This is a genomic window from Rhodococcus sp. NPDC056960 (assembly GCF_042674125.1).
In the GTDB taxonomy this organism is placed as follows: domain Bacteria; phylum Actinomycetota; class Actinomycetes; order Mycobacteriales; family Mycobacteriaceae; genus Rhodococcus_F.
Genome location: NZ_JBHURF010000021.1, coordinates 162,734 through 189,501, shown reverse-complemented (window position 1 = coordinate 189,501; position 26,768 = coordinate 162,734). Strand labels below are relative to the sequence as shown.

General features: G+C 68.4%; 29 protein-coding genes. 21 read left to right on the top strand and 8 right to left on the bottom strand.

Going from position 1 to position 26,768, the window contains the following annotated elements; translation table 11 throughout:
- The first annotated feature begins 253 nt into the window (after nucleotides 1-253).
- Genes ACFTWF_RS30455 through ACFTWF_RS30435 form a run of 5 tightly spaced genes read left to right on the top strand, consistent with a single transcriptional unit; the run spans nucleotide 254 to nucleotide 4,312 of the window.
- Nucleotides 254-1,102 carry a biotin--[acetyl-CoA-carboxylase] ligase gene (locus ACFTWF_RS30455; protein WP_378464824.1) on the top strand — a complete coding sequence of 283 codons (849 nt, stop codon included), beginning with the start codon at nucleotides 254-256 and terminating at the stop codon, nucleotides 1,100-1,102.
- A gap of 16 nt (nucleotides 1,103-1,118) precedes the next feature.
- Nucleotides 1,119-1,676, top strand: a complete 558-nt coding sequence (locus ACFTWF_RS30450; RefSeq protein ID WP_185728994.1) for an HdeD family acid-resistance protein — start codon at nucleotides 1,119-1,121, stop codon at nucleotides 1,674-1,676.
- Between the two features lie 15 nt (nucleotides 1,677-1,691).
- Nucleotides 1,692-2,249, top strand: a complete 558-nt coding sequence (locus ACFTWF_RS30445; RefSeq protein ID WP_378464823.1) for a PH domain-containing protein — start codon at nucleotides 1,692-1,694, stop codon at nucleotides 2,247-2,249.
- A 39-nt stretch (nucleotides 2,250-2,288) separates the two neighbouring features.
- The gene (locus ACFTWF_RS30440) at nucleotides 2,289-2,969 is read left to right on the top strand and encodes a response regulator transcription factor (protein ID WP_378464822.1); all 681 of its coding nucleotides are present in this window, start codon (nucleotides 2,289-2,291) and stop codon (nucleotides 2,967-2,969) included.
- Nucleotides 2,970-2,977: 8 nt separating this feature from the next.
- On the top strand, nucleotides 2,978-4,312 hold the full coding sequence (locus ACFTWF_RS30435) for an ATP-binding protein (protein ID WP_378464821.1): 1,335 nt from the start codon (nucleotides 2,978-2,980) through the stop codon (nucleotides 4,310-4,312).
- A 3-nt stretch (nucleotides 4,313-4,315) separates the two neighbouring features.
- Here the strand turns inward: ACFTWF_RS30435 and ACFTWF_RS30430 are convergent, their stop codons facing one another.
- On the bottom strand, nucleotides 4,316-4,861 hold the full coding sequence (locus ACFTWF_RS30430; RefSeq protein WP_378464820.1) for a GtrA family protein: 546 nt from the start codon (nucleotides 4,859-4,861) through the stop codon (nucleotides 4,316-4,318).
- A gap of 131 nt (nucleotides 4,862-4,992) precedes the next feature.
- Between ACFTWF_RS30430 and ACFTWF_RS30425 the strand changes: the two genes are divergently transcribed.
- Together ACFTWF_RS30425 and purE are read left to right on the top strand one after the other, a co-directional pair.
- Nucleotides 4,993-6,252: a 5-(carboxyamino)imidazole ribonucleotide synthase gene (locus tag ACFTWF_RS30425; protein ID WP_378464819.1), complete on the top strand. Its 1,260-nt coding sequence runs from the start codon at nucleotides 4,993-4,995 to the stop codon at nucleotides 6,250-6,252.
- Nucleotides 6,236-6,763: a 5-(carboxyamino)imidazole ribonucleotide mutase gene (gene purE / locus ACFTWF_RS30420; protein ID WP_185728999.1), complete on the top strand. Its 528-nt coding sequence runs from the start codon at nucleotides 6,236-6,238 to the stop codon at nucleotides 6,761-6,763. The genes ACFTWF_RS30425 and purE overlap by 17 nt, the downstream gene beginning before the upstream one ends.
- A gap of 77 nt (nucleotides 6,764-6,840) precedes the next feature.
- Here the strand turns inward: purE and ACFTWF_RS30415 are convergent, their stop codons facing one another.
- The gene (locus ACFTWF_RS30415) at nucleotides 6,841-7,074 is read right to left on the bottom strand and encodes a DUF559 domain-containing protein (protein ID WP_378464818.1); all 234 of its coding nucleotides are present in this window, start codon (nucleotides 7,072-7,074) and stop codon (nucleotides 6,841-6,843) included.
- Nucleotides 7,075-7,087: 13 nt separating this feature from the next.
- Here ACFTWF_RS30415 and ACFTWF_RS30410 point away from each other — a divergent pair, with 13 nt between their 5' ends.
- A complete protein-coding gene (locus ACFTWF_RS30410) occupies nucleotides 7,088-7,468 on the top strand; it encodes a hypothetical protein (RefSeq protein WP_378464817.1) in 381 nt (126 codons plus the stop codon).
- Here the strand turns inward: ACFTWF_RS30410 and ACFTWF_RS30405 are convergent.
- Together ACFTWF_RS30405 and ACFTWF_RS30400 are read right to left on the bottom strand one after the other, a co-directional pair.
- Nucleotides 7,453-8,172 (bottom strand): TIGR03089 family protein, encoded by a 720-nt coding sequence (locus ACFTWF_RS30405; protein WP_378464816.1) that lies wholly within the window; start codon nucleotides 8,170-8,172, stop codon nucleotides 7,453-7,455. The genes ACFTWF_RS30410 and ACFTWF_RS30405 overlap by 16 nt on opposite strands.
- Nucleotides 8,173-8,195: 23 nt before the next feature.
- A complete protein-coding gene (locus tag ACFTWF_RS30400) occupies nucleotides 8,196-9,674 on the bottom strand; it encodes an LCP family protein (protein WP_378464833.1) in 1,479 nt (492 codons plus the stop codon).
- Between the two features lie 122 nt (nucleotides 9,675-9,796).
- Between ACFTWF_RS30400 and rfbD the strand changes: the two genes are divergently transcribed.
- From rfbD to ACFTWF_RS30385, 3 genes are read left to right on the top strand one after another with little or no spacing between them, the layout of a single operon-like run.
- Nucleotides 9,797-10,645 carry a dTDP-4-dehydrorhamnose reductase gene (rfbD, locus tag ACFTWF_RS30395; RefSeq protein ID WP_378464815.1) on the top strand — a complete coding sequence of 283 codons (849 nt, stop codon included), beginning with the start codon at nucleotides 9,797-9,799 and terminating at the stop codon, nucleotides 10,643-10,645.
- 34 nt (nucleotides 10,646-10,679) lie between these two features.
- Nucleotides 10,680-11,579 (top strand): glycosyltransferase family 2 protein, encoded by a 900-nt coding sequence (locus tag ACFTWF_RS30390; protein WP_378464814.1) that lies wholly within the window; start codon nucleotides 10,680-10,682, stop codon nucleotides 11,577-11,579.
- A complete protein-coding gene (locus ACFTWF_RS30385; protein WP_378464813.1) occupies nucleotides 11,569-12,648 on the top strand; it encodes a sugar phosphate nucleotidyltransferase in 1,080 nt (359 codons plus the stop codon). The genes ACFTWF_RS30390 and ACFTWF_RS30385 overlap by 11 nt, the downstream gene beginning before the upstream one ends.
- A gap of 14 nt (nucleotides 12,649-12,662) precedes the next feature.
- Here ACFTWF_RS30385 and ACFTWF_RS30380 read toward each other — a convergent pair whose 3' ends face one another.
- Genes ACFTWF_RS30380 through cofD form a run of 3 tightly spaced genes read right to left on the bottom strand, consistent with a single transcriptional unit; the run spans nucleotide 12,663 to nucleotide 15,546 of the window.
- The gene (locus tag ACFTWF_RS30380) at nucleotides 12,663-13,211 is read right to left on the bottom strand and encodes an NUDIX hydrolase (RefSeq protein ID WP_378464812.1); all 549 of its coding nucleotides are present in this window, start codon (nucleotides 13,209-13,211) and stop codon (nucleotides 12,663-12,665) included.
- 11 nt (nucleotides 13,212-13,222) lie between these two features.
- On the bottom strand, nucleotides 13,223-14,584 hold the full coding sequence (locus tag ACFTWF_RS30375) for a coenzyme F420-0:L-glutamate ligase (protein WP_378464811.1): 1,362 nt from the start codon (nucleotides 14,582-14,584) through the stop codon (nucleotides 13,223-13,225).
- A complete protein-coding gene (gene cofD, locus ACFTWF_RS30370) occupies nucleotides 14,581-15,546 on the bottom strand; it encodes a 2-phospho-L-lactate transferase (RefSeq protein WP_378464810.1) in 966 nt (321 codons plus the stop codon). The genes ACFTWF_RS30375 and cofD overlap by 4 nt, the downstream gene beginning before the upstream one ends.
- Before the next feature lie 466 nt (nucleotides 15,547-16,012).
- Here cofD and ACFTWF_RS30365 point away from each other — a divergent pair, with 466 nt between their 5' ends.
- Nucleotides 16,013-16,273: a WhiB family transcriptional regulator gene (locus ACFTWF_RS30365; protein ID WP_166680705.1), complete on the top strand. Its 261-nt coding sequence runs from the start codon at nucleotides 16,013-16,015 to the stop codon at nucleotides 16,271-16,273.
- A 1-nt stretch (nucleotide 16,274) separates the two neighbouring features.
- Here ACFTWF_RS30365 and ACFTWF_RS30360 read toward each other — a convergent pair whose 3' ends face one another.
- Nucleotides 16,275-16,766: a metallopeptidase family protein gene (locus tag ACFTWF_RS30360; RefSeq protein ID WP_141472187.1), complete on the bottom strand. Its 492-nt coding sequence runs from the start codon at nucleotides 16,764-16,766 to the stop codon at nucleotides 16,275-16,277.
- 80 nt (nucleotides 16,767-16,846) lie between these two features.
- Here ACFTWF_RS30360 and ACFTWF_RS30355 point away from each other — a divergent pair, with 80 nt between their 5' ends.
- From ACFTWF_RS30355 to ACFTWF_RS30315, 9 genes are all read left to right on the top strand, one after another.
- Nucleotides 16,847-17,242 (top strand): DUF3499 domain-containing protein, encoded by a 396-nt coding sequence (locus ACFTWF_RS30355; protein ID WP_378464809.1) that lies wholly within the window; start codon nucleotides 16,847-16,849, stop codon nucleotides 17,240-17,242.
- Between the two features lie 103 nt (nucleotides 17,243-17,345).
- Entirely contained in the window at nucleotides 17,346-18,713 is a 1,368-nt protein-coding gene (locus tag ACFTWF_RS30350; protein WP_378464808.1) for a phosphomannomutase/phosphoglucomutase, read from the top strand.
- 78 nt (nucleotides 18,714-18,791) lie between these two features.
- The gene (locus ACFTWF_RS30345) at nucleotides 18,792-19,871 is read left to right on the top strand and encodes a tobH protein (protein WP_378464807.1); all 1,080 of its coding nucleotides are present in this window, start codon (nucleotides 18,792-18,794) and stop codon (nucleotides 19,869-19,871) included.
- On the top strand, nucleotides 19,871-21,103 hold the full coding sequence (manA, locus tag ACFTWF_RS30340; RefSeq protein ID WP_378464806.1) for a mannose-6-phosphate isomerase, class I: 1,233 nt from the start codon (nucleotides 19,871-19,873) through the stop codon (nucleotides 21,101-21,103). The genes ACFTWF_RS30345 and manA overlap by 1 nt, the downstream gene beginning before the upstream one ends.
- A 78-nt stretch (nucleotides 21,104-21,181) precedes the next feature.
- On the top strand, nucleotides 21,182-22,108 hold the full coding sequence (locus tag ACFTWF_RS30335) for a cation diffusion facilitator family transporter (RefSeq protein WP_378464805.1): 927 nt from the start codon (nucleotides 21,182-21,184) through the stop codon (nucleotides 22,106-22,108).
- Between the two features lie 28 nt (nucleotides 22,109-22,136).
- Nucleotides 22,137-23,645 carry an amino acid permease gene (locus ACFTWF_RS30330; RefSeq protein ID WP_378464804.1) on the top strand — a complete coding sequence of 503 codons (1,509 nt, stop codon included), beginning with the start codon at nucleotides 22,137-22,139 and terminating at the stop codon, nucleotides 23,643-23,645.
- A gap of 149 nt (nucleotides 23,646-23,794) precedes the next feature.
- Nucleotides 23,795-24,415, top strand: coding sequence for a TetR family transcriptional regulator (locus ACFTWF_RS30325; protein WP_378464803.1), 621 nt, complete (start codon nucleotides 23,795-23,797; stop codon nucleotides 24,413-24,415).
- 90 nt (nucleotides 24,416-24,505) lie between these two features.
- Nucleotides 24,506-25,990, top strand: a complete 1,485-nt coding sequence (ahcY, locus tag ACFTWF_RS30320; protein WP_378464802.1) for an adenosylhomocysteinase — start codon at nucleotides 24,506-24,508, stop codon at nucleotides 25,988-25,990.
- 56 nt (nucleotides 25,991-26,046) lie between these two features.
- Nucleotides 26,047-26,730: a dTMP kinase gene (locus ACFTWF_RS30315; RefSeq protein WP_378464801.1), complete on the top strand. Its 684-nt coding sequence runs from the start codon at nucleotides 26,047-26,049 to the stop codon at nucleotides 26,728-26,730.
- Nucleotides 26,731-26,768 lie beyond the last annotated feature (38 nt).

Genomic DNA, 26,768 nt, shown 5'->3' with positions numbered 1-26,768 from the left:
TTCTCGACCGCGGCTTCACCGCTCGGGTGCTGCGCCTGGGCCTGACGATTACGCAGGTCGGCGAGCTTTCCCGCCGTCGTGTGAATATCGGGCGTACTCGCCGACTCCGCCGCGCTCGGCTCCTGAACAGTGGTCATGACAGGTCAGCTTAACGAGAGCGGGCGACGATCTGGCAAGGGAGGTGGTCAGGCGGCACGTTGCCCCGACCCGGCTACTGACCAGTACCTTTTCCTGCTCGTCCTAGGCTGTGGGGATGTGGACCGACCTGAACCGACCCCCGCTCAACGCCGACAATCTGCGCGCCGCGCTCGTCCGCGGTGACGACGACAGCGATACCCGCAGGTTCTGGTCGCGGCTCGACGTCGTCCAGGAGACCGGGTCCACGAACGCGGACCTCCTCGCACGGGCCGCGGCGTCGAACAGCGACCGGCACGTGCTGCTCGCCGAATTCCAGGGCAGCGGCCGGGGCCGCCACTTCCGTCCCTGGGTGAGCCCGCCGCAGGCGCAGATCGCGGTCTCCGCGCTGCTGACGATGCCGGGGATGGGCGTGGGCGACATGGGGTGGCTGCCGCTCCTGACCGGAGTCGCCGTCGTCGATGCGCTGCGTGCCGTCGCGAAGGTGCCCGCGGAACTGAAGTGGCCCAACGACGTCCTGATCGACGGTCGCAAGGTCGCCGGGATCCTCGCCGAGGTGTCCGCCACCACACCGGATCCCGCGGTGGTCGTCGGGATCGGACTCAACGTCAGCCTCACGAGGGACGAACTGCCCGTGGCACACGCGACGTCGCTCGTGCTCGAAGACGCCGAGGTCAGCGATCGTGACACCCTCGTACGTGCGGTGCTCCGCGCGATCGCCGACCGCTGGCAGCAATGGCACGACTCCAACTGGGACGTCACCGAACTCGCGGAGGCCTACCGCGGGCGCTGCGGCACCCTCGGTCAGCGGGTGCGCGCCGAACTGCCCGGCGGGCGTGAGCTGATCGGCATCGCCACCGACATCGACGCCGAGGGGCGGGTCGTGATCGCGCCCGACGGCCAACCCGGCACGGTCGCCGTCTCCGCAGGTGACATCACACATTTACGCCCGGTGCGCACCGAGTAGTGCGACACTGTGGTACATGAGTACCTCAATTCCGGAGTCCTCTGTCATCGCAGCCCGGCGCACGTTGACCGGCCTCACGGTGGTGCTCGGTCTGCTCACCCTGGGACTGGGCATCGCAGTGCTCGTCTGGCCGCACGTCACGCTCACCGTGCTGGCCGTCCTGATCGCCATCCAATTCTTCGGATTCGGCATCGTCCAGATCATCCGGGCGTTCGCCGACGTCGACGCCGGAGGAGGAACGCGCACACTGGTGGGCGTATCCGGTGCCCTCGCAATACTTCTGGCGTTCCTCGTACTGCGGAGCCCCCTCCAGACGGTCGTGATCATCGCGCTCGTCGTCGGTGCGTGGTGGGTGTTCCGCGGCGTCCTCGACATCGTCGCGGGCGCGTCGGGTTCGGTCGCGGATCGCGGGCTGACCATCGTGCTCGGGGTGATCAGCGTCGTCGCCGGGGCCATCGTGCTTCTACAGCCCGAGCTGTCGCTCGAGGTGTTCGTGATCGTGGTCGGAGTGTGGATGGTGCTGTACGGCATCATCATCGTCGTCACCCCGATCGTGCTCAGTCGCATGCGATAGGGGCACACTCTTCGCATGGGATATCCGGAGGACGCCCTTGCCGAGGACGAAGAACTGCTGCTTCACCGTCATCCGCACTGGAAGATGCTGCTGGTCCCCGCCCTCACCTTCCTGCTGGCGACGGCGGTAGCGGGTTTCGCGGCGGGTTTCGCGGAGAACAAGCTGGACGGTTCCGCGCTGACCGTCGTGCTCGTCGTCATCCTCGCGATGTGGCTCGCGCTGGTCGTATGGCGCTGCGTCGCGCCGTTTCTCAGCTGGAAGTTCACCCACTTCATCGTCACCGACCGTCGCGTCCTCATCCGCCAGGGTGTGATGACGCACACCGGGATCGACATCCCCATGGGGCGCATCAGCAACGTCCAGTTCCGGCACGGCCTCCTCGACCGAATGCTCCGCACCGGCACGCTCGTCATCGTGTCCTCCTCCGACGATCCGCTGGAATTCGACGACATCCCCGACGTCCAGCGCGTCCATTCGCTGCTCTACCACCAGGTATTCGATGCGATGGACCTTCACCGTGACCACGAGCGCGACGACCCGCGTGGCGACGCCGACACCGGCAAAGGCTGGTAACCGGTCACAGCGGTCTCCGCACCTCCGTACCCTGTGGAGGTGACTGCAGTTTTGCTTGCCGAAGATGACGAAGCCATCGCCGCCCCGCTGTCGCGGGCACTGGGCCGGGAGGGATACGACGTCACCATCGAGCAGACCGGCCCGGCGGCGCTGGAGCAGGCCCTCGACGGTGCGTACGACCTGCTGATCCTGGACCTCGGCCTCCCCGGCATGGACGGACTCGAGGTGTGCAGGCAAGTGCGCGCCCACAGTTCGGAACTCGCGGTGCTCATGCTCACCGCACGCACCGACGAGGTCGACTTCGTCGTCGGACTGGACGCGGGCGCCGACGACTACGTGGGCAAGCCGTTCCGGTTGGCGGAGTTGATGGCCCGCGTGCGTGCCCTGCTGCGGCGCCGCGGCGGCGGCGAGGACGCGGTCGTCGAGGTCGGCGGCATCCGGCTCGAGCCCGCGGCCCGCCGGGTGCTCGTGAACGGAACCGAGATCGCCCTCGCCAACAAGGAGTACGAACTGCTCCGGGTCCTGCTCGAGCACGCGGGACAGGTGGTGTCCCGCGACACCATCCTCGCGGAGGTGTGGGGCGACGTGGAACTGCGCGGCTCGAAGACCCTCGACATGCACATGTCGTGGCTGCGGCGGAAGATCGGTGACGAGGGCCCCGCCGCCGAGCGTCGCATCGCGACGGTCCGCGGCGTCGGCTTCCGCATCAACACCGACTAGGCGGGGTAGTGCGCCGCAGAATTCTCCAGTCGATCCTCGCAGTCGTGATCCTGACGGCGCTGCTGCTCGGTGTGCCGCTCATCTACACGGCATGGTTGTGGGTCGAGGATTTCAACCGCAGCGATCTCCAGGTCCGGCTCGACCGGATGGCGACCGAGATCATCAACCAGGAGGGCGTCAACGGCGTCGTCGAGGGCGACCTCGACACGAACTCCCTGCGCTTGCTGACCCCGGCCCGGGGACGGCTCGTCGTGGTCTATCCGACCACCGACGACGGCGCCGCCCGCGTGGATATCGGTGAACCCGCCGTGCAATCGCCGCTCGTGGAGTCCCTCGCGATGGGCACGTCCGGTTCGCTCCGCCTCGAGGTGCCGTCCGACGAGATGCGCACCCAGCAACGCCAGGCGGTCGGTGCCGTCGCCCTGCTGGTGCTCGTGTCCATCGCCGCCGGGACCGTCGTCGCGTACGTCACCGCGAAGCGGCTCGCCGACCCGCTCCGGGACGTCGCCGACCGCGCGGCCCGTCTCGCCGAGGGCGACTTCCGGCCCGACGTGCGGCGTCACGACATCCCCGAACTCGACCGCGTCTCCGACGTCCTCGACTCCGCGACCGTCGAGATCGCGGGACGGCTGCAGCGCGAACACGCACTCGTCGCGGATGTCTCCCACCAGCTCCGCAGCCGGCTGACTGCGGTCCGTCTCCGACTCGACGAACTGTCCGTGCACTCGGACCCCGCGGTCGTGGTGGAGGCGGACGAGGCGATGGCGCAGGTCGACCGACTGACGGTCGCGATCGACGAACTGGTCCGTTCGTCGCGCAGCACCGGCACCGAGACCCAGGTGTCCGTGATCCGGGAGCTCAGCGTCGTCATCGCCGACTGGAAACGGCCGTTCGAGGACGCCGGGCGCACGCTGCTGCTGCGGGGCGACACGAATGTGATGGCGTCGACCACCGGTTCGCGGCTCCGCGAGGCGGTCGCCGTCCTCGTCGACAACGCGCTCATGCACGGGGCGGGAACGTGCACGGTCGCGGTGCGCCTGATTCAGGGGCAGACGCTCCGGTCACCCGGCAACGACACGTCGCCCCGCGAGGCCACGGTGTGTGTGGAGGTGTCGGACGAGGGTGTCGGCGTCAGCAACGACCTGGCGCCGCACATCTTCGACCGCGGTTTCTCGGGTGCCGGTTCGACCGGTGTGGGGCTGGCGCTGGCGCGCGCCCTCATCGAGGCCGACGGCGGCCGGCTGGAATTGCAGCGACGGCGCCCGGCCCTGTTCGCGATCTTCGTCCCGATCGCCCGCGAGCACGTGCCGACACGGGTCACCGGGATCAGGGAGCCCCGCTGACGATCAGGCGTGGCCGGACGGCTCCTCGGCGGCCTCGTCGACGAGATCCGGGTCGACGAGGTGCACGTTCTCGTCCGGGAACGCGAACCGGCGCAGTGCCCAGAACCGGAACACCATCTGCAGCAGGTTGCCGATGATGTAGTTGAGCACGAAGTCGACGACGACCAGGGTGGTCAGGTCTTCCTGGTTGGCGCGGATGTCGAACACGTTGTTGGCGATCCACAGCGGCGCAGCGGCGAGAAGAACACCGACCCCGCTGATCGTGAAGAACAGCAGAGCCTCGTGGTGCCGTTCCCGTCCGCCACGATTCTTGAACGACCATTCGCGGTTGAGGATGTAACTCAGGACGGTCGCCAGAATTCCGGAGAGAACCTTGGCGACAACGGGCTTCTCTTCGAGGATCGTGAGGCTCAGCGAATAGAAGATCGCGAGGTCGAAGACCATGGTGGTGCCGCCCACAATCGCGAACTTGATCAGTTCGTGATGGCGCAACGCGAGGGCCCGGAAGGGCTGGGGAACGCGTGCAAGGACGCCGTCGACAAATGACACAACGGATGAGTTTACGAAAGTTGGACCGGATACCACCAATTGACGCCGAGATCATCAGGAGAATCACAGAAACAACGCACCGCCCACCTCGGCGGCGGAACCCGGCGCCGGACGTGACAAACTAGTGACCCGTGACCGGCAACTCTGATTCCACACCGCGTCCCACGACCCCCCGCGATCTGACCGCCGGGCAACCCGTCGTGACGATGATCGGTGGCGGCCAACTCGCGCGAATGACCCACCAGGCCGCAATTGCGCTCGGCCAGACGCTGCGGGTGCTCTCCGGCACCGCCGGCGAACCCGCCGCGCAGGTGAGCCCCGACGTGGTCCTCGGCAGCCACACCGACCTCGAGGCGCTGCGCAGGGCCGCGGTCGGTTCGCATGCGCTGACCTTCGACCACGAGCACGTGCCGACCGAGCACCTGGACGTCCTCGTCGCCGAGGGCGTCAACGTGCAGCCGCCGCCGCAGGCGCTCATCTACGCGCAGGACAAGCTGGCGATGCGCCGCAAGCTCGGCGAACTCGGCGCACCGGTCCCCGCCTTCGCCGAGGTGACGTGGGCCGAGGACGTCGTCAAGTTCGGTGCCCAGCACGGGTGGCCGGTCGTCATCAAGGCCGTGCGCGGCGGATACGACGGCCGCGGCGTGTGGATGACCGACGATTCCGACGAAGCCGAGCGCATCGTCACCCAGCAACTCGACAAGGGTGTCTCCCTCCTCGTCGAGGAGAAGGTCGCGATGCGCCGCGAGCTGTCCGCGATGGTGGCCCGGTCACCGTTCGGTCAGGGCGCTACCTGGCCGGTCGTGGAGACGGTGCAACGCCACGGACAGTGCGCCGTGGTCCTCGCCCCCGCCCCCGCGCTGCCCGACTCGGTCGCCGAGGCCGCCGAGGAACTGGCCTTGCGGATCGCGTCCGAGCTCGGTGTGGTCGGCGCCATGGCCGTCGAGCTGTTCGAAACCACCGACGGCACACTCGTCGTCAACGAACTCGCGATGCGCCCGCACAACTCCGGCCACTGGACCATGGACGGCGCCCGCACCTCACAGTTCGAGCAGCACTTGCGCGCCGTCCTCGACTATCCCCTCGGCGACACCGCACCACTCGCCCCGATCACGGTGATGGCGAACGTGCTCGGCGCGCCCACCGCCCCCGAGATGAGCATGGACGAGCGCGTCCACCACCTCTTCGCCCGGATGCCCGACGCGAAGATTCACCTCTACGGCAAGGGCGAACGCGAGGACCGGAAGATCGGCCACGTGAACATCGTCGGCGGACCCGGCTCGATCGACGACCCGGACTACGTGGCACGAGTGCGCGAACGCGCCGAACGCGCCGCGCATTGGCTTTCGCACGCTGAATGGACCGACGGATGGGATGTACACGGTGAGTGATTCGGCAGCACGTCAGGGCGCACAGGTCGGACTGATCATGGGCAGCGACTCCGACTGGCCCACCATGGAGGCCGCCGCCGAGGCGCTCGCCGAATTCGGGGTGCGCTTCGAGGTCGGTGTCGTCTCCGCGCACCGCACGCCGCAGCGCATGCTCGATTACGCGAAGGACGCGGCCGGCCGCGGCATCCAGGTGATCATCGCCGGCGCCGGTGGCGCGGCCCACCTGCCGGGCATGGTCGCGTCGGCCACCCCGCTGCCCGTCATCGGTGTGCCCGTCCCACTGAAGTACCTCGACGGCATGGACTCGCTGCTGTCGATCGTGCAGATGCCCGCCGGCGTCCCCGTCGCGACCGTCTCCATCGGCGGCGCCCGCAACGCCGGCCTGCTCGCGGTCCGCATCCTCGGTGCCGCCGACCCCGCCCTGCAGCAGCAGATGGTCGCGTTCCAGGACGGGCTCGAGAAGATGGTCCTCGACAAGGACAAGGCACTCCGCGACACGTTGATGGGCTGACCCGTCGAACTGAGCCGCCCCTCTTCGCCGCTCCGGGGCCGAAACGGCCCTGCGGGAGCAGGGAGTGGCGGCTCAGTTCATTTCGTGCGTCGACCGCGACGCCATCGGCGCACCTCGGCGATGATCTCGTCGGCGATCACGTCGGGACGCGCCAGGACGTCGTAGGCAGCGAAGCGGAGCACCATCCAGCCCTCCCGGACGAGCCAGTTCTGGCGTCGGCGGTCGTTCCGGAACACCTCGGGTTCGCTGTGGAACTCTCGTCCGTTGCCCTGTGGATGAAGGGGGAGTCGTGGATGAACGATCCCGAGCACCTATTCTGCGCAGATGAAACGCAGCCGTGGGGTGCAGATGATTCGCGCGTCGCGGGGCAACTCCCAGTCCGCCGCGATCACCCGCCTGGCGTTGGGGTATTCCCGGATGTGGGGTGCCCGCATCGCCTTCGACGACGAGTTCGGGATGTTCGTGTGCAGCGGCATGCGGGGTGGGTACGCGCGCGGCGGGACGACCGTCGGCGGTGCGTTTCTCACCGGCCGGGAACCGGCGAGGCCGCTCGTGCGGCACGAAGCGGTCCACGCCGACCAATGGGCGACATACGGGTGGACGTTCGCGCTGCGCTACCTGTGCGAAGAGGCGCGACATCCCGGTGCCCGGAACCGGTTCGAGATCGCCGCGGGCCTCGCGGACGGCGGCTACCGGGAGAGTTGACGGGTGATCTTCTCGGTGCCCACGCGCCGGGACTGCGCGTCGGCATCGGGGTTGGTGACCTGCACCAGTGACGCTCCGGCGGCGAAGACGGCGACGAGGCCGTCGATCAGTGCGTCGGGGGAGTCCCACGCCTCGACGGACAGCACGCGATCGGTTGCGGTGATGCCCCGTGACTCGGCGGAGGCACGCGCGGCGGCGAGCACGTCGTCGACACTCTTGCCGGCGAGTGCGGGTCCGGCGACCGTCGGCCGGAACTGATCGCCGTGGACGCGCACGGAGGTGGCGTAGTCGGTGATGCCGACGGGGAGGTCGGGGACGGGCCTGCCGAACGCGTCCAGCGACAGCGCCGCGACCTCCGGCACGTCGCCGACGTCGTCGAGGTGCCGGGCCGACACGAGTGCGACGTCGGCGTCCGCGTCGGGTTCGAGGACGACCTCGGCGCCGGCCCACCACGCGCCGAGCAGGACGGCGGCGGTCTGCCAGTGTGCGGGCAGGAGCACCGCGACGCGGCCGCCGGGTTCGAGCGCGAATTCGTCCCGCAGCAGGTTGGCGGTCTTGGCCGCCCAGTTGGCGAGGGTCAGGGCCGACAGTTCGACCCGTTCTCCGGTCGCGTCGTCGTAGTACGTCACGCGCGGCCCGGCGGGGTCGTTCTTCAGGATGGGGTCGAGCAGGGCGTCGGTCAGCGTGCGGGACGCATGGTTCATGGACACAATCCGATTCTCGTTCTCTAGTTCACGCAACGCGGGCCCGAGGACCCGGCGTCGATGGGCGGGCCGGGCGGTGCCGGGGTGGGGGTCGTTCCTCCGGTGGACACGGGCTCGAGGCCCGTCTCCGAGGATCCGGACGAGGAGGACGTGGTGCTGGTGCTCTCGGCGGACGTCGGACCCTGGTAATCGCTCGCCAGCACCACGCGCACCGAGCCCTCGGGAAGGGTCGCGTCGGTGTCGGTGGGGAGCCCGCCGAGCGCGGCGGCGACGGCCTTCGCGCTGTCGTCGTCGGCGGAGTGCGCGAAGACGGTTGTTCCGTTCACCGACTTGCCGGTGTAGTTGCCGACCTCGCCCTGGCCGTAGCCGAGCGAGTTCAGCGCCTCGGCGACACCGTTCGCGAGACCCCCGACGTCGCTGGCGTTGGCGACGTCGACGGTGACGGTGGACGTGTCGATGTCGGGCGTCTTCGACGTGGTGGTGTCCTCGGACTCGGTGGGCTCTTCGCCGACGAGCCCGGCCACGTACTTCTTCACGTCCTTCGGCTTCACCTCGACGATGGACTCGCCGTAGTCGGTCATGCCGTTGAGGTCGGCTACCGGAATCGTCTCGAACTGCACCTTGCCGCCGGCGAGGTCCTGCAGCTGGGTGGCGAACTCGATGATGTCCCAATCGTCGTCGAGCACCACCGAACGTTGCACCGCGCCGCTGAGTTCGTTCAGCTTGCCCGGGTCGCTGAGCGTCTTCGCAGACAGTACCTTGCCGACGAGCGACGCCATGAACACCTGCTGACGCACGATGCGGTCGAGGTCGCCGCGCGGGAGGTCGTGGCGCTGGCGGACGAAGCTCAGCGCGTCCGCACCCTTCAACGTCTGTTTCCCGGCGGGAAAGTGTGCGCCCGACAGGTCCTCGTCGACCGGCTCGTTGAGGCAGACGTCGACGCCGCCGACCGCGTTGGTGAGGAGCACGAATCCGAGCAGCCCGACCTCGGCGTAGTGGTCGACGGTGATGCCGGTGAGGTCTGCCACCGATTCGATGAGTGCCTCACGACCGGCCTTCGTCGACTCCTCCTCTGCCTCCTTGTCGGTGGCCCCGTCCTCGACGAGTTTCAGCCGCTCGGTCTCCTTGGTGGCGCCGTAGGCGGCGTTGATCTTCGACATGCCGATGCCCGGCACGTTCACGTAGGAGTCGCGGGGGATCGAGATGGCGGTGGCGGAGCTGCCGTCGTTCGGGACCCGGATGAGGACGATGGTGTCGGTGTTGGACGCCACTTCCTCGCCGGCGCGCAGGGAGTCGAGCTCCTCCTGCGAGAGGGGGTTGCCGTGGGCGTCGGTGCGGCTGTCCGTGCCGACCATGAGGATGTCGACGGCGCCGTCGGCGCTACCGCCGAGTCCCAGACCGCCCGCGGTTGCCAGATTGTTGCGCAGCGAGTCGATGCTGCGCCACGCGAATCCCGTGACGACGAGGGCGAGCACCGACAGCACCGCGACAGCGACGTGAATCGGCCGCCGAGCCGTGCTCGGGGGTGCGTCTGGTGCGGGTTGCTCGTGTGACACGGAAACCAGGCTACTGGTCGACGCGCCGGGAGCAGGGAGGCGTGGATCGGCGTGCCAGACTGGCCGTCGTGACGAACATCCTTGTGACCGGTGCCCGGGGGCAATTGGGCGGACACCTTCTCCGACGGGCCGGCGCGCGGGGCGTCACGGCCCGCGGTGTGGGGTCGGACGAGCTCGACATCACGGATCGCGCCGCGGTGGATGCGCAGGTCGAGAGCGGATCCGTGGTGATCAACTGCGCGGCCTACACCGCGGTCGACGCCGCGGAGTCGGACGAGCAGACCGCGTCGGCAGTCAACGAACTCGGGCCGGCGAACCTCGCGGCGGCGTGCGCCCGGGTGGGGGCGCGGCTGATTCACGTCTCCACCGACTACGTGTTCGCCGGACAGGGCGACACGCCGTACGAGGTGGACGACCCGACCGGTCCCGCGACCGCGTACGGACGCACCAAGCTCGCGGGCGAGCGGGCCGTGCACGCTGCGCTTCCGTCCGCGCACGTCGTCCGCACCGCGTGGGTCTACACGGGGGTCGGTTCCGACTTCGTGTCGACCATGCGCCGGCTGGAGCGCGAACGTGACACGGTCGACGTCGTCGACGACCAGGTGGGCTCGCCCACATTTGCCGGCGACCTGGCGGACGCGCTGCTCGAACTCGCCGGCCGCAGCGATGTCGACGCGCCGGTGCTCCACGCCACCAACGGGGGCCGTGCGAGTTGGTTCGACCTCGCGCGGGCGGTGTTCGAGGAGGCAGGTGCGGACCCGCAGCGAGTGCGCCCGTGCACGAGTGCTCAGTTCGTGCGGCCCGCGCCGAGACCGGCCTTCTCGGTCCTGTCCGGCAGCGCCTGGGCCGACGCCGGGCTGACCCCGCTGCGGCCGTGGCGGGACGCCCTGCATGCGGCGCTGGATGCCGTGGTGTGAGGCGGACCCTCTTTCAACGGCTACGCTTGCCCGCGTGAGTTCGAAGCTGGCCGTGGTGACGGTGACCTATTCGCCAGGTGAGCATCTGGAACAGTTCCTGGGCACTCTCGCCGAGGCGACGAAGGAAGATCCGCAGGTCGTGATGGCCGACAACGGATCGACGGACGGCGCCCCCGAGGCCGCGGACGCGGCGCACGAGCACGTGCGCCTGCTGCGGACCGGCGGGAACATCGGCTACGGCGGTGCGATCAACAGGGCTGTCGCGGAGATCGACGAGGACATCGAGTTCGTCGTCATCGCCAATCCGGATGTGCGCTGGGCGCCCGGATCGATCGACGTTCTCCTCGCGGCCGCCGAGCGCTGGCCACGGGCGGGGGCGCTCGGACCTCTCGTTCTGGAACCCGACGGAAGCGTCTATCCGTCGGCGCGCCAGGTGCCCGACCTCGTGTCGGGGGCGGGGCATGCGGTGCTGGGCACGGTGTGGCCGTCCAACCCGTGGACCGCCGGTTACCGGCAGGAGAACGAGACCGTCAGCGAGAGGACGGTCGGCTGGTTGTCCGGCTCGTGTCTGCTGATGCGGCGTGTGGCGTTCGACTCGATCAACGGTTTCGACTCCCGCTACTTCATGTACATGGAGGACGTCGATCTCGGTGACCGCCTGGGCAAGGCCGGATGGCTCAACGTGTACGTGCCGTCCGCCGAGGTCACCCACGCTAAGGGGCACGCTGCGGGCAAGCACCCGGAACTGATGCTGCCCGCGCACCATCAGAGCGCCTACCGGTTCCAGGCCGACCGTCACCCGCACTGGTGGCAGGCGCCCCTGCGGTGGGCGCTTCGGGGAGGATTGGCGGTGCGGTCGAAGATCGCCGTGGCTGCGGCGGTCCGGGAACGTCGGAAGAATCGGAACGAGGGGGGAACGACTCATGGCAATTGAGAAGACGACCGATGCGGTGGTGCTGGTCGGCGGTCAGGGGACGAGGCTTCGTCCGCTGACGTTGTCGGCACCCAAACCCATGCTGCCCACCGCGGGCCTGCCGTTCCTCCAGCATCTGCTCGCGCGGATCGGGGCGGCCGGAATCACCCACGTGGTTCTCGGGACGTCGTTCAAGGCGGAGGTCTTCGAGGAGTACTTCGGCGACGGATCCAAGCTGGGTCTGGAGATCGACTACGTCACCGAGACCGAGCCGCTCGGAACCGGCGGTGGCATCCGGAACGTTCTGCCGAAACTGCGCGGCGAACACGCCATGGTCTTCAACGGCGACGTTCTCGGGGGCACCGACCTCGGCGCGATCCTCGACACCCACCGGACCCGGGACGCCGACGTCACCCTGCACCTGGTTCGGGTCGGGGATCCGCGCGCGTTCGGCTGTGTGCCCACCGACGCCGACGGCCGCGTCACCGCGTTCCTCGAGAAGACGCAGGACCCGCCGACCGATCAGATCAACGCCGGGTGCTACGTCTTCAAGCGGGAGATCATCGAACAGATCCCCGAGGGACGCCCGGTGTCGGTGGAGCGCGAGGTGTTCCCGTCACTGCTGGCCGACGGCGCCAAGGTGTACGGCCACGTCGACTCCTCGTACTGGCGCGACATGGGCACACCCGAAGACTTCGTGCGCGGTTCCGCGGACCTGGTCCGCGGCATCGCCCCGTCACCGGCGCTGGACGGCCCCCGCGGTGAATCGCTCGTCCACCCGGGTGCGGGTGTCGCCCCCGGCGCGCTGCTGATCGGCGGAACGGTCGTCGGTCGCGGCGCCGAGGTGGGTGCGGGTGCACGCCTCGACGGGGCGGTGCTGTTCGACGGTGCCGTCGTCGAGGCCGGAGCGACCGTCGAACGGTCCATCATCGGATTCGGCGCGCGGATCGGTCCGCGGGCGCTCGTGCGTGACGCGGTGATCGGTGACGGCGCCGACGTCGGCGCCCGATGCGAACTCCTGCGCGGGGCACGGGTGTGGCCCGGCGTGACGTTGCCCGACGGCGGGGTCAGGTTCAGCACGGACGTGTGAGCGGCGTAGTGCCGCTACCGTAGTCCGGCCAGGTGCACGAGGTGGTCGATCGTCGCCTTCTCCGCGTTCGGCGGCAGCGCGTCGACCGGCCACCACCGGAGATCCGTCGATTCGGAGCTTCGCACGATGTGCGCATCGGGACGCGCGCGGACGAGGAATCGGAGATCGAGGTGCCGGGTCGGCTGTCCCAGTGAGCACGTGATCGGGTGGGTGTGCGCCGACAGCAGGTCCGGGTCGATCCGGAGGTCGGGAATTCCCGATTCCTCGCACGCCTCCCGCAGCGCGGCGTCGACGACCGTGTCGTCGGAAGGCTCACAGTGCCCGCCCAATTGGATCCACCGGCCGACCCGGGGATGCAGGGTGAGAAGCACGTGGCATCCTCCCTCGTCGAGGACGAGGGAGGACGCCGTGATGTGTCCGGGTGCGTATTCACGCAGGCAGCCGAGAGGGGCCGACGCGAGGAACGCGAGCATGGTGTGCCGCAGCGATTCGTCGTTCTCGTCGAGCGTTTTCCAGCCCTCGAGCGCGGCGGTCGCGGTGCGGTGTAGTGATTCGGCGCTCATGGCTCGGTGGGTTATCTCTCGATCAGGGCGTCGCCGGGGTCGGCGGCGGTGCGGGGTGTCAGCGGCTCGAGGGGGTGACCGACGGCGATCGCGCCGAGGGGGTGCCAGTCCGGGGGCAGGTCGAGGACGTCGCGGACGGCGTCGCCGGCGAAGATCGTCGACCCGATCCAGCAGCTCCCGATTCCCTTGGTCGCCAACGACACCAGCAGCCCCTGCACCGCCGCACCGACCGCGACGGTGAACATCGTCGACTCCGCCGACCGCCTGCGCGGGTCGGGATAGTCGTGAGCGCCGTCGGGGACGCAGAACGGGATGATCACCTCCGGGGCATCCCACAGGATGTTCCCGCGGGCCACCCGCGCCTCGACCGCGTCCACGCTCAGGCCGTCGGAGGTGAGGTCGCTGCGCCACTGCTCGGCCATCCGGGACAGCAGCACCTCGCGCACGGCGCGGGTGCGGACCCACACGAACCGGACCGGCCGGGTGTGGTGCGGCGCAGGAGCGGTCAGCGCCTGGGCGATCGACGCCCGCACCGCCGCCGGGTCGACCGGGTCGTCCGCGAACTCCCGCACCGAGCGGCGCAGCAGGATTGCTTCCGACCGTCCCATGTCGACGGATTCGGCGGTGCCGAGCCAGAACAGGTCCTCGGCGCCGCCGCGGATCAACTGGCGGGCCCGGGACCCGTCGTCGGGCAGATCCAGACCGCGCAGCACCGCGACCGGCACCCCACCGAGTTTGCCCTTGACCAGGTCACCGGCGGCGGCGATCTCGTCGGCGACCGCGACCTCCGTCACCATCAGTTCGTTGCCCTGACCGTCGACCGCGCCGGCGTAGCCGTGCAGCACCGGCACACCGACCGCGCCGATCGCGGCGTCAATCTGCCCGTTGCGCCACGCTCGGCCCATCGTGTCGGTGACCACCACGCCGACGGTCACCCCCAGGGCGGCGAGGATCGTCTCGCGCAGGGCGGCGGCGCTGCCGTCCGGATTCTCCGGCAGCAGAGCGAGTTCGGAACCGTCGACGTTGGAGCCGTCGATCCCGGACGCGGCCTGGACGATCCCGAGCCGGTTCTCGGTGATCAGCGTCCGGCCCTTGCGCGCGACGACTCGCACGGCTTCCTGCTCGACCAGCAGGCGGCGGGCCGCGTCCCGTTCCTCGGGGTCGGTCGGGGAGGTCACGATCCGGCCCTCGACCTTCGAGAACACCTTGCTGGTGACCACCAGGACGTCCCCGTCGCGCAGCCACGGCGCCGCCGACATGATCGCCGCGGCAAGGTCGTCGCCGGGCCGGAACTCCGGGAGCCCGGTCACCGGGACGATCTCGATCGTTCCGCCGGGCGCGTGATCACGCGGCACCGCGGTGGGGTCGGTCATCGGGTCACCCCCACCACATCGAACGCGGCCTGCACCATCGCCGCGGAGGCGTCCGGGTCGGTCATCAGCAGCGGGACCGCGGCCACCGCCACCCCGGGAACCTCGGCCGAATCGGTGTCGTGGACCAGCCAGCCGTCGAGGATCCCGGTCCCGCTCCGCGCCCCGTACCAACGCCCGATCGCCTCCGCCGAGGTCTCCACACCGATCACGTCGAGGCAGGCGTCGGCCATGCCGCGCAACGGTTTTCCGCCGACGATCGGCGAGATCCCGACCACCTTCGCCGCGGTCGTCCGCAACGCACCCCGGATCCCGGGGACCGCGAGGATCGCCCCGACACTGACCACCGGATTCGACGGCGCCAACAGCACCAGGTCGGCGTCCTCGATCGCCGCGAGCACCCCCGGCGCCGGGGTGGCCTGCTCGGCGCCGATGTGCGCGAAGCTGTGCGTCGGCACCTGCGCGCGGTGCCGAACCCACCACTCCTGGAAGTGGATCGCCCGCTGCTCCCCGTCGTCGGGATCGGTGATCACGACGTGAGTTTCACTACGATCGTCGGTCACCGGGAGCAGCGTCACCCCCGGCTGCCACCGGTTGCACAACGCCTCCGTCACCGCCGACAACGGATACCCGGTGCGCAGCATCTGCGACCGGATCAGGTGCGTGGCGATGTCCCGGTCACCGAGCCCGAACCACTCCGGCTTCGCCCCGTACGCGGCGAGTTCCTCCTTGGCATTCCAGGTTTCGCCCGCATGCCCCCACCCCCGCTCGGGGTCGATGCCCCCACCGAGGGTGTACATGCAGGTATCCAGGTCCGGGCAGATCCGCAGCCCGTGCATCCACACGTCGTCGCCGACGTTGACCACCGCGGTGATCCGACTCGCAGAATCCGCACCCAGCAGTCTGCGTACCCCCTGAAGGAACCGGGCCCCACCGACCCCACCAACCAATACAGTCACGTTCACGATGCAAGCCTAGGCGGTGGGCGCCGGCTTCCCGGAAGTGCTTCCCGTGGGTGATTCGAGAGCGCGAAATAGTAATGGACTTTCGACGCTTAGCTTGACCGCGACACGCTGGGCGTGTCTAATCACAAATATGTCATTCCAACGTTGCGGGCGTGGAATCACTTGCAGCGGGGATCAATTCGAACAGCTGTTCGAAGGGGTGGCAGGGGTGTTCGGTTCGGGGTTCATGATCAATCGAAATTTTCTGCGCTATCACAGGTGAGGAGGCGGAACGATGCCCAATGAGCAGGTTGAGTCGGAGACTCGCTGGAGCACAGTAAGCGACGAACCGCAGACCAATTCCGAAGCAGGCGCAGTGGACAGCGTCTTTGCTCGAGAAGTCTGTGCACAAGAAGACCGTGTGAATCACGGTCCTGTGCCGGAACTCGTCGCACAGGAAGTCGAGACGACGGGCACTCGCCCAGCGTTGAGTCTGGTGACCGGTTTCGACGAGCTTTTCGAGACCATCGAGGATCAGTGGCAGGAACGCGCGCTGTGCGCGCAGACCGACCCTGAGGCCTTCTTCCCCGAAAAGGGAGGGTCCACCAGGGAAGCGAAGCGCATCTGCCTGGGCTGCGAGGTTCGGGACGAATGCCTCGACTACGCACTGGCCAACGACGAGCGGTTCGGAATCTGGGGTGGCCTGTCGGAGCGTGAGCGCCGGCGCCTGAAGCGGGGGATCGTCTAGCTCAGTCTTCGTCGCCCGGTAGGTCCGGGTCGATGACTTCGGGTTCGACGCCGAGGTACGTACTCACCTGCTGTACGAGCACGTCGTGCACCAGGTCGGTGAGGTCGTCCGGGTCCTTGGCGCGCTGTTCCAGCGGTCGCCGGAACAGGACGACCCGCGCCCGCGTCGTGGCCCCGTGGCGGTCGATACCCGCGGGGATCAAGCGTGACAGCGGCACGGGCCCGTCTGCCACGACCTCGGCGGGCCAGTTGACCGAATCCGGGTCGAGCGCATGAATCTTCGGGACCTCGTCGACGGCGATGTCCAGTTTCGTCAGGCGCTCGCGCCAGCGCGCGTCGATCGGCGCGAACGCTTCCAGGACCACGAGGTCGAATTTCTCCGCGCGGCTTCGGCGCGCCGGCGCGTCCGGAGGGAACACGGACCCACGGATCCCACGTCCCCGTCGGTCGACGGATCGGGTGGTGACGGGACGCCTGCGTCGTGCTCTGGACATGGTGTGGACATTACGACAGCCGCACACTCTCGGTGTGTCCGAGTAGGTGTCGGGCCTTCGTGGGGCTAGGCTCCTTAGCTGTGAGATCTCTGCGTCGATGCTGCCGCCCCGGGTGCAAGAACCCCGCTGTCGCGACGCTCACGTACGTCTACTCGGACTCCACTGCCGTCGTCGGCCCGCTCGCGACGGTCGACGAGCCGCACTCGTGGGATCTGTGCGAAACGCATGCGTCGAGGATCACCGCACCCAAGGGCTGGGAACTGGTTCGCTACGAGGGCGGATTTTCGTCGAGCACTCCGGACGAGGACGATCTGACCGCGCTGGCGGAAGCCGTGCGGGAAGCGGGTCTCGGCGACCGCGGTCGGTCCGAACGGGCTGTGTCCACCGAGGATCGTGCGGAGACCGGTACCCATCCCGGCCCGGCACGCACCGGTCGCCGTGGTCATCTGCGGGTTCTTCCCGACCCTGCCAACTGAAGTCCCAGCTCGTCCCGGGCCCGGTGTCCGCGGCGTGCCGTGCCCGCGACGGGCAGGCATTAGGCTTGCGCCAGCACTGGTGCTCGTAAAGGAGAAAACAGAAGTGGCGCGATCAGCCGAGTCCGTTCATGCCGTGATCAAGGCTTACGACGTGCGGGGTGTCGTCGGTGAACTCATCGACGCCGCGTTCGTGCAGGACGTGGGTGGCGCATTCGCCCGGCTCGTTCGCGAAGAGGGCGCCACGAAGGTCGTGATCGGCTACGACATGCGCGCATCCTCCCCGGAACTGGCCCGCGCGTTCGCCGACGGCGTCACCGCTCAGGGTCTCGACGTCGTCCTGATCGGTCTCGCATCCACCGACCAGCTGTACTTCGCATCAGGTCTGTACGACTGCCCGGGTGCGATGTTCACGGCGAGCCACAACCCCGCGAAGTACAACGGAATCAAGCTGTGCCGGGCGGGCGCCAAGCCGGTGGGGCAGGAAACGGGCCTCGCCGCGATTTCCGCCGAGGTCATCGACGGCGTCCCCGAGTACGACGGGGCCCTCGGCGCGGTGTCGGAGGAGGACGTCCTCGATCAGTACGCGAGTTTCGTCCGCGGGCTGGTGAACCTCTCCGACCTCCGTCCGCTGACGGTGGCCGTCGACGCGGGCAACGGCATGGGCGGCCATACGGTCCCCGCCGTGTTCGAGCCGATGCCGGTGAAGCTGGAACCGCTGTACTTCGAGCTCGACGGCACGTTCCCGAACCACGAGGCGAATCCGCTCGACCCCGCGAACCTCGTGGATCTGCAGCGGTACGTGCGCGAGACCGGCGCCGACATCGGTCTGGCCTTCGACGGCGACGCCGACCGCTGCTTCGTGGTCGACGAGCTCGGCAACCCGGTGTCGCCGTCCGCGGTGACGGCGCTCGTCGCCGCGCGCGAGCTGGCCAAGGAGCCCGGCGCGACCGTCATCCACAACCTGATCACCTCCCGCGCGGTGCCCGAACTGGTCACGGAGCTGGGCGGACACCCGGTGCGCACCCGGGTGGGGCACTCGTTCATCAAGCAGCAGATGGCCGAGACGGGTGCGATCTTCGGAGGCGAGCACTCCGCGCACTACTACTTCCGCGATTTCTGGGGCGCCGATTCGGGCATGCTCGCCGGACTGCACGTCCTTGCGGCGCTGGGGGAGCAGGACCGCCCGCTGTCCGAGCTGATGGCCGAGTACGAGCGGTATGCGGCATCGGGAGAGATCAACTCGACCGTCGCGGACGCGGCCGAGCGGACGGACGCGGTGGTGGCGGCATTCACCGATCGCACCGCAGGCGTGGACCGGCTCGACGGTGTCACGGTCGAATTGACCGGCGATGCGTGGTTCAACCTGCGCGCCTCGAACACCGAACCGCTGCTCCGACTCAACGTCGAAGCGCCCACGAAGGCAGACGTAGATGCACTCGTTACCGAGATATTGGGCATCGTCCGAGCCTGACTGCCATAGTTGGAACTAACGGATTCTGCTCGTGCTGCGAATGTGGCGTGCACTGACGAAGAAAGGGGGTGCGGTGTCATGACAGCGCCGACGCCCCTGCTCGATCTGGACGACGGGGATGCATTGGTCGCCGCGGACACCGAGGGCGTTCTGCGGTCCGCGGCGATGGGGGGCGCCCAGATCCGGGCCACCCGCTCCGCGGTCGAGGAAGGGACCCTCGAGCGACTGCACGGGCTGCGGCCGCGCAGTGTCGTGGTGGTCACCGGTGCCGGCCGGGCCAGCCGCGGTGCGGCGATCCTCACCGCGGTCCTCGCCGAACGGATCGGATTCCCGCTGCTGCGCACCACCCGGACGCCCGTATGGGTCGGCCCGCTCGACGTGGTCGTCGTGGCCGGCGACGACGCCGGCGACCCTCGGCTCGTGCAGGCCATCGATGCCGCCGTGCGGCGCGGCGCCGAAGTGGTGGTGGCGGCACCGGACGAGGGACCTCTGCAGGCGGCGGCCGCGGGGCGGGTCGTGATGTTCGCCCCGCGGGTGCACGCTCTCACACGGCACGGTCTGTTGCGGTACTTCGCCGTCCTGCTCGCCGTCCTGCGGGTGGTCGGTTCGGAGCGCTGGGGCGACGAGGTTCCCGACCTCGAGCAACTCGCCGACGCCGTCGACGGTGAGGCACTGCGCGACAGGCCGAACAGCGAGGTGTTCCACAACCCGGCGAAGTCGCTGGCTTCCCGCATGCAGGGGCGGCGCATCGTGCTCACCGGCGATTCGGAGAGCATGGTGGAACTGGCCCGGCACGGCGCCGAGGCGCTCCTGCACGCGGGCCGGGTCGCCACCGCGTCCGAGCTGCCCGACGTCCTGAGCGCGGCGGGCGCGTTCCGCGTCGACCAGGCGCTCGCGGCGCACGACTCGATATTCCACGATCCCGAACTGGACGGTCCGCCGCCGGCGAGCCCGGTCCGCACGTTCGTGTTCTCGGCAGATGCGGACCGCATGCTCACCGAACGCAAGATCATGGTCCTGGGCGACGCCGACCTCGTCGTCGCGTCGTCCGACGAGGGGCAGGTCGTCTCGCAGCGTCCCGAACTGGAACAGGCGGCGGTTCTCGTCGGCCGGCTCGACATGGCTGCGGCGTATCTGCAACTGATGGGCGGTATCTAGTGCACCGACTCGAAGGTGCGCTTCGGTCCTACGCTTGGGGATCGCGCACAGCCATCGCTCAGCTGCGCGGACTTCCGGTTCCGACGGCACATCCGGAGGCGGAACTCTGGCTGGGGGCGCACCCCGGCGATCCGGCCCGTGTCCTCACCGACGAGGGGCCCCGGTCGCTTCTGGACCTGGTGCATTCGGAACCCGAACGCCAACTCGGGAAGCGGAGTGTGGAGTCGTTCGGCGAGCGGCTCCCGTTTCTGCTGAAGTTGCTCGCGTCGGAGGAGCCCCTGTCGTTGCAGGCGCACCCGAGCGCGGAACAGGCGTGGGAGGGATTCGCACGGGAGAACGACGCGGGCATCCCGCTCGAGTCGTCGGTCCGCAACTACAAGGACGCCAGCCACAAACCGGAACTGGTCGTGGCGCTGAGCCGGTTCCACGCGCTCGCCGGTTTCCGGGACCCGCAGCGCACCGTCAAGCTGCTCGAGGCGATCGCGGTCCCGGAACTGCAGCCGTATGTCGGACTGATTGCGGGGCAACCCGACTCGGACGGTCTCCGCGCCTTGTTCACCACGTGGATCACGCTGCCACAGCCGGTGCTCGGTGCGCTGATGCCGCGGGTGCTCGACGGCTGCGTCGACTACCTGTCGAGCACCAAGGACGGGGAGTTCGCGGCGGAGGTGCGCACGGCCCTCGAATTGAGCGAGGTGTACCCCGGGGACGCGGGTGTTCTGGCGGCGCTCCTGCTGAACCGGGTCACTCTCGAACCGGGGCAGGGCCTGTACCTCGACGCGGGCAACCTCCACGCCTACCTGAACGGCATGGCCGTCGAGATCATGGCCAACTCGGACAACGTGCTGCGCGGGGGACTCACTCCCAAGCACGTCGACGTTCCGGAGTTGCTGCGTGTCCTCGACTTCGACACCGTCGACATTCCGATCCTCGAGGCGCGGGAGTGCCCGGGCAGTGGCGAATTCGTGTACTCGACGCCGGCGCCGGAGTTCGTGCTCGCACGGATCGACCTGTCGCCGGACGGCCCCGCCGAGCACCGCCTCGACACGGAGGGACCGCACATCCTGCTGTGCACGTCGGGTTCGGTGGTGCTGCGATGCGGAGCCGAATCCCTCGAAGTGACCCAGGGAAACGCGGTCTGGATCGCGGCCCAGGACCCCGAAGTGGTGGTGACGGCGGGGACCGATCACGCCCAATTGTTCAGTGCGAGGGTCGGCCCGCCGATCGCGTAGCCTGTGAGCCGCCCTGCGATCCGAGAAGGGCACCGCGGCCCGTCGTGAGGACCGTGTGCAACCGAGAGGAGTAGTCAGTTGTCGGCTCATGGGGGAAAGAAGGCGATCCTCGCCGCTCTCGGCGCGAATGCCGGCATCGCGGTGGCCAAGTTCGCCGGCTTCCTGATCACCGGTTCGTCGTCCATGCTGGCGGAGTCCGTGCACTCGGTGGCCGATACCTCCAACCAGGGCCTGCTCCTGCTCGGTCAGAAGAAGGCCGAACGTGCCGCCGACGATCTGCACCAGTTCGGTTACGGCCGTAGCCGTTACTTCTACTCTTTCGTCGTCGCGCTCGTGTTGTTCAGTCTCGGTTCGCTGTTCGCGATCTACGAGGGCATCCACAAGATCCAGCACCCCGAGGAATTGTCGTCGCCGCTCGTCGCGGTGATCATCCTGGTGATCGCCATCGCACTGGAGGGGTTCAGCTTTTTCACCGCCGTGCGCGAATCGCGTCCGCTCAAGGGGCAGGCGACCTGGTGGGGATTCATCCGCACGTCGCGCAGTCCCGAACTGCCCGTCGTGCTGCTCGAGGACACCGGGGCGCTGATCGGCCTGGTTCTCGCGCTCGGTGGTGTCGGACTGACGATGCTGACCGGCGATCCCGTGTGGGACGGCGTCGGCACCCTGTGCATCGGCGCGCTGCTCGGAATCATCGCGATCATCCTCATCGTCGAGATGCAGAGCCTGCTGATCGGGGAGGGGGCCACCGCGGACGAGGAGGCGAGCATCCTCGCCGCTCTCGTGGACGGCGACAAGATCGAGCGCGTCATCCACTGCAAGACGCAGTACCTCGGACCGGAGGAAATCCTGGTGGCCGCGAAGGTGGCGGTGGCCGCCGGATCGGACATCGGCACGATCGCCGACGCCATCGACGGAGCCGAGGCGCGGGTGCGTGCGGCCGTCCCGGCGGCTCGCCGCATCTACATCGAACCCGACCTGTTCCGGGCGAGCGAAGGCATAGGCTGAACGGCAACTTTCGATTGAGGAGGCTGATGTGGCCATCCAGGACAAAGGCGGCGGAGAACCGGACCTCGGCGGCAGGCCGACCGGACTGTTCCGCACCAAGTCGATCGAGCAGTCGATCCGCGACACCGACGAACCGGAAACCAAACTCCGCAAGGATCTGACCGCGTGGGATCTCACCGTCTTCGGTGTCGCGGTCGTCATCGGTGCCGGTATCTTCACGCTGACCGCGCGTACCGCGGGAAACGTCGCGGGGCCCGCCGTGTCGGCGGCGTTCGTGATCGCTGCCATCGCGTGTGGTCTCGCGGCACTCTGCTACGCCGAGTTCGCCTCGACCGTTCCCGTCGCGGGCAGCGCCTACACGTTCTCCTATGCGACGTTCGGTGAACTCGTGGCCTGGATCATCGGCTGGGACCTCATCCTGGAGTTCGCGCTCGCCGCGTCGGTCGTGGCGAAGGGCTGGTCGCTGTACCTCGGCGAGGTGATCGGCAATCACACGCCGATCGCCCATATCGGTTCGGTGACATTCGACTGGGGCGCGGTCCTGATCGTCGCGATCATCACCGTCGTGCTGGCCACCGGCACGAAGTTGTCGTCGCGGGTCTCCCTCGTGATCACCTCGATCAAGGTGGCCGTGGTGCTCGTGGTGGTCGTCGTCGGCGCGTTCTACATCGACACCGACAACTACTCCCCGTACATCCCGCCGTCCGAGGCGGGCAGCACGGGTGAGGGCATCCACCAGTCCCTGTTCTCCTACGCCACGGGCGCGGGCGGCAGCACGTTCGGCTGGTACGGCCTCCTCGCGGCGGCGAGTCTGGTGTTCTTCGCGTTCATCGGTTTCGACATCGTCGCCACCACCGCCGAGGAGACGAAGGATCCGCAGAAGGCGCTGCCCCGGGGAATTCTGGGATCGCTGCTCATCGTGACGGTCCTCTACGTGGCGGTGACGCTGGTGCTCACCGGTATGGTCGACTACCACGAATTGGCCGGGGACAGTTCCAATCTGGCCACCGCGTTCGGCATCCACGGGATCACGTGGGCCAAGAACCTGATCTCGTTCGGTGCACTGGCGGGCCTGACGACCGTGGTGATGGTGTTGATGCTCGGACAGACCCGGGTGCTGTTCGCCATGTCCCGGGACGGGCTGATGCCGCGACAGCTGGCGCCGACCGGCAAGCACGGCACCCCCGTTCGGATCACCGTCCTCGTCGGTGTCGTGGTGGCGGTCCTCGCGGGCGTCTTCCCGATCGGCACCCTCGAGGAGATGGTGAACATCGGAACGCTGTTCGCGTTCGTCCTCGTGTCGATCGGCGTGATCGTGCTGCGCAGGACCCGCCCGGACCTCCCGCGCGGATTCCGGGTGCCGCTGGTTCCGTTGGTGCCGATCCTCGCCGTGCTCGCCTGCGTGTGGTTGATGATCAATCTGTCCGTCGAGACGTGGATCCGGTTCGTCGTCTGGATGGTGCTCGGTGTGATCATCTACTTCGCCTACAGCCGACGGCACTCGATGATGGAGCGGCGCAGCCGCGGCGAGGTCTGATCCGGCAGGGTGCGGGTTCTCCGGCTGGGGCGCAGAAGGTTTCGCAGGCCGGGGGCAGTGGCGTTCCGGAATTCGTTGGGACGACGTCCCGCACGGCGCACGTCGCCCGGATTACGGTGCGGCGAAACCGGGGCACTACAGTTCTCGTCATGACTTCGTCGCGTGTCCGGGTGCCCTATCAGGAGGCCGCTCGGCTGCTGCTGCGTCAGTCGGTGCTCGACGCGATGCGGGATCTCTTGTTCGAGAAGGACTGGTCGGACATCACGATGTCGGATGTCGCGGCCGGTGCGGGGGTGAGCAGGCAGACTCTCTACAACGAGTTCAAGTCGCGGCAGGGCCTGGCCGAGGCGTACGCCCTGCGCCTGGCCGACGAACTGGTCGACGCCGTCGACGACGCGCTGGTGGCGAACGTCGGGAAGGGCCGCGCCGCGCTCCTCTCCGGGTTCACCGCGTTCTTCGCGGGCAGCCTGTCCGATCCGCTGGTGCAGTCGCTTCTGCGCGGCGAGACCAAGCCCGACCTGCTGCGCCTGATCACCACCGAGAGTGCCCCGATCATCGAACGGGCGTCCACGAGACTGGCCGAGGTCTTCCAGCGGGGCTGGGTGCGGGCAAGCCCGTCGGACGCCGGGATCCTCAGCCGGGCCATCGTGCGCCTGGCTATGAGTTACATCTCGATGCCCCCCGAATCCGAGGCCAACGTCGCCGAGGACCTGGGTGCTCTCCTGGGACCTTTCGTGGACGCGGCCGTGGACGGCGCCGACCGGGAGTGACCGCACCGTGGTGCGGCGTCATGTGAGTGTCACCCTCGGGCCGTCGTACCGATAGCCTTGATCGAAACACCAGTCAACCAGGAGAGGCAGATGACGACCTCAGTTTCAACCACGCCCGTGGCCGAGAGCCGAAACGGGATCGATTTCAAGGTGGCGGACCTTTCGCTGGCCGAGTTCGGGCGCAAGGAGATCCGGCTCGCCGAGCACGAGATGCCGGGACTGATGGCGCTTCGCCGCGAGTACGCAGAGGTGCTGCCGCTGAAGGGTGCTCGAATCTCCGGTTCGCTGCACATGACGATCCAGACGGCCGTCCTCATCGAGACGCTCACCGCGCTGGGCGCCGAGGTTCGCTGGGCGTCGTGCAACATCTTCTCCACGCAGGACCACGCCGCCGCCGCGATCGTCGTCGGACCGCACGGAACGCCCGAGGAGCCGCAGGGCACCCCGGTCTTCGCGTGGAAGGGCGAAACCCTCGAGGAGTACTGGTGGGCCGCCGAGCAAATGCTCACCTGGCCGGACGCCGACAAGCCCGCGAACATGATCCTCGACGACGGCGGCGACGCCACGATGCTCGTCCTCAAGGGCGCGCAGTTCGAGAAGGCCGGTGTCGTGCCGCCCACCGACGACGAGCAGGATTCCGACGAGTACAAGGTGTTCCTCGCCCTGCTGCGTCAGTCCCTCGAAGCGGACAAGACCAAGTGGACCACGGTCGCGGAGTCGGTCCAGGGTGTCACCGAGGAGACCACCACTGGCGTCCTGCGTCTCTACCAGGTCGCGGCGGCCGGTGAACTCGTGTTCCCGGCGATCAACGTCAACGACTCGGTCACCAAGAGCAAGTTCGACAACAAGTACGGCACCCGCCACTCGCTGCTCGACGGCATCAACCGCGGCACCGACGTCCTGATCGGCGGCAAGGCGGCGCTCGTCTGCGGTTACGGCGACGTCGGCAAGGGATGCGCCGAGGCTCTGCGCGGTCAGGGCGCCCGCGTCGCGGTCACCGAGGTCGACCCGATCAACGCCCTGCAGGCACTGATGGACGGCTTCGAGGTGAAGACGGTCGAGCAGGCGATCGGCTGGGCCGACATCGTCATCACGTCCACGGGCAACAAGGACATCATCACGTTCGACCACATGCAGAAGATGAAGCACCAGGCGATCCTGGGCAACATCGGCCACTTCGACAACGAGATCGACATGGCCGGCCTCGAGCGCTCCGGCGAGGTCACCCGCATCAACATCAAACCGCAGGTGGACGAGTTCCGGTTCAAGGACGGTCACTCGATCATCGTGCTGTCCGAGGGGCGCCTGCTGAACCTCGGCAACGCCACCGGCCACCCGTCGTTCGTGATGAGCAACAGCTTCTCCAACCAGGTGATCGCGCAGATCGAGCTGTGGACGAAGCCTGAGGAGTACGACAACGAGGTGTACCGCCTCCCGAAGCACCTCGACGAGAAGGTCGCGAAGATCCACGTCGAGGCGCTCGGTGGCACGCTCACCAAGCTCACGAAGGAGCAGGCGGAGTACATCGGCGTCGACGTCGAGGGCCCGTTCAAGCCCGAGCACTACCGCTACTAGAGATCACGGCGTCCCCCGGTCCGATCGGTACGGGCCGGGGGATAGCCTTCTTCCTCGTGGGAACACTGATTGCGCTGGAAGGCCTGGACGGCGCCGGCAAGCGAACACTGGTCGGCAAAGCGGTGTCACGCCTCACCGAGCAGGGCGTGACCGTCGGCACGCTGGACTTTCCCCGGTACGGCAGGTCCGTGCACGCCGACCTGGCGTCCGAGGCCCTCAAGGGCGCGCACGGTGACCTCAGTGACTCCGTGCACGCGATGGCCGTGATGTTCGCCCTGGACCGGTCCGGAGCCGTCGGGGAGTTGTCCACCCTGCTCGCCGGTCACGACCTGGTGATCCTCGACCGCTACGTGGCGTCCAACGCCGCCTACGGTGCCGCCCGGCTCCACCAGGGGGCGGACGGGGAGTTCGTGGGCTGGGTCGAGTACCTCGAGTTCGAGCGGCTGGGATTGCCGCGGCCCGGCCTGCAGCTGTACCTGGACGTTCCGGTCGCACTGGCCGAGCAGCGCGCCCGGGGCCGCGAATCGGCCGACGCGAGCCGGGCGCTCGACGCCTACGAGCGCGACCGCGGACTGCAGGAACGGACCGGCGAGGTGTACCGCGAACTGGCCTCGAACGAGTGGGTTTCCCCGTGGTGGGTGCTCACCCCGGACACCGATCCGGTCACGCTCGCCGAAAACCTGGCACTCTGGAAAGACACCACGGCACGCCGTGACGAGAAAGAACACGGCACGCCGTAACGGCGAACGGGCTGTTACGGCCTCCGAAGATGCAACGA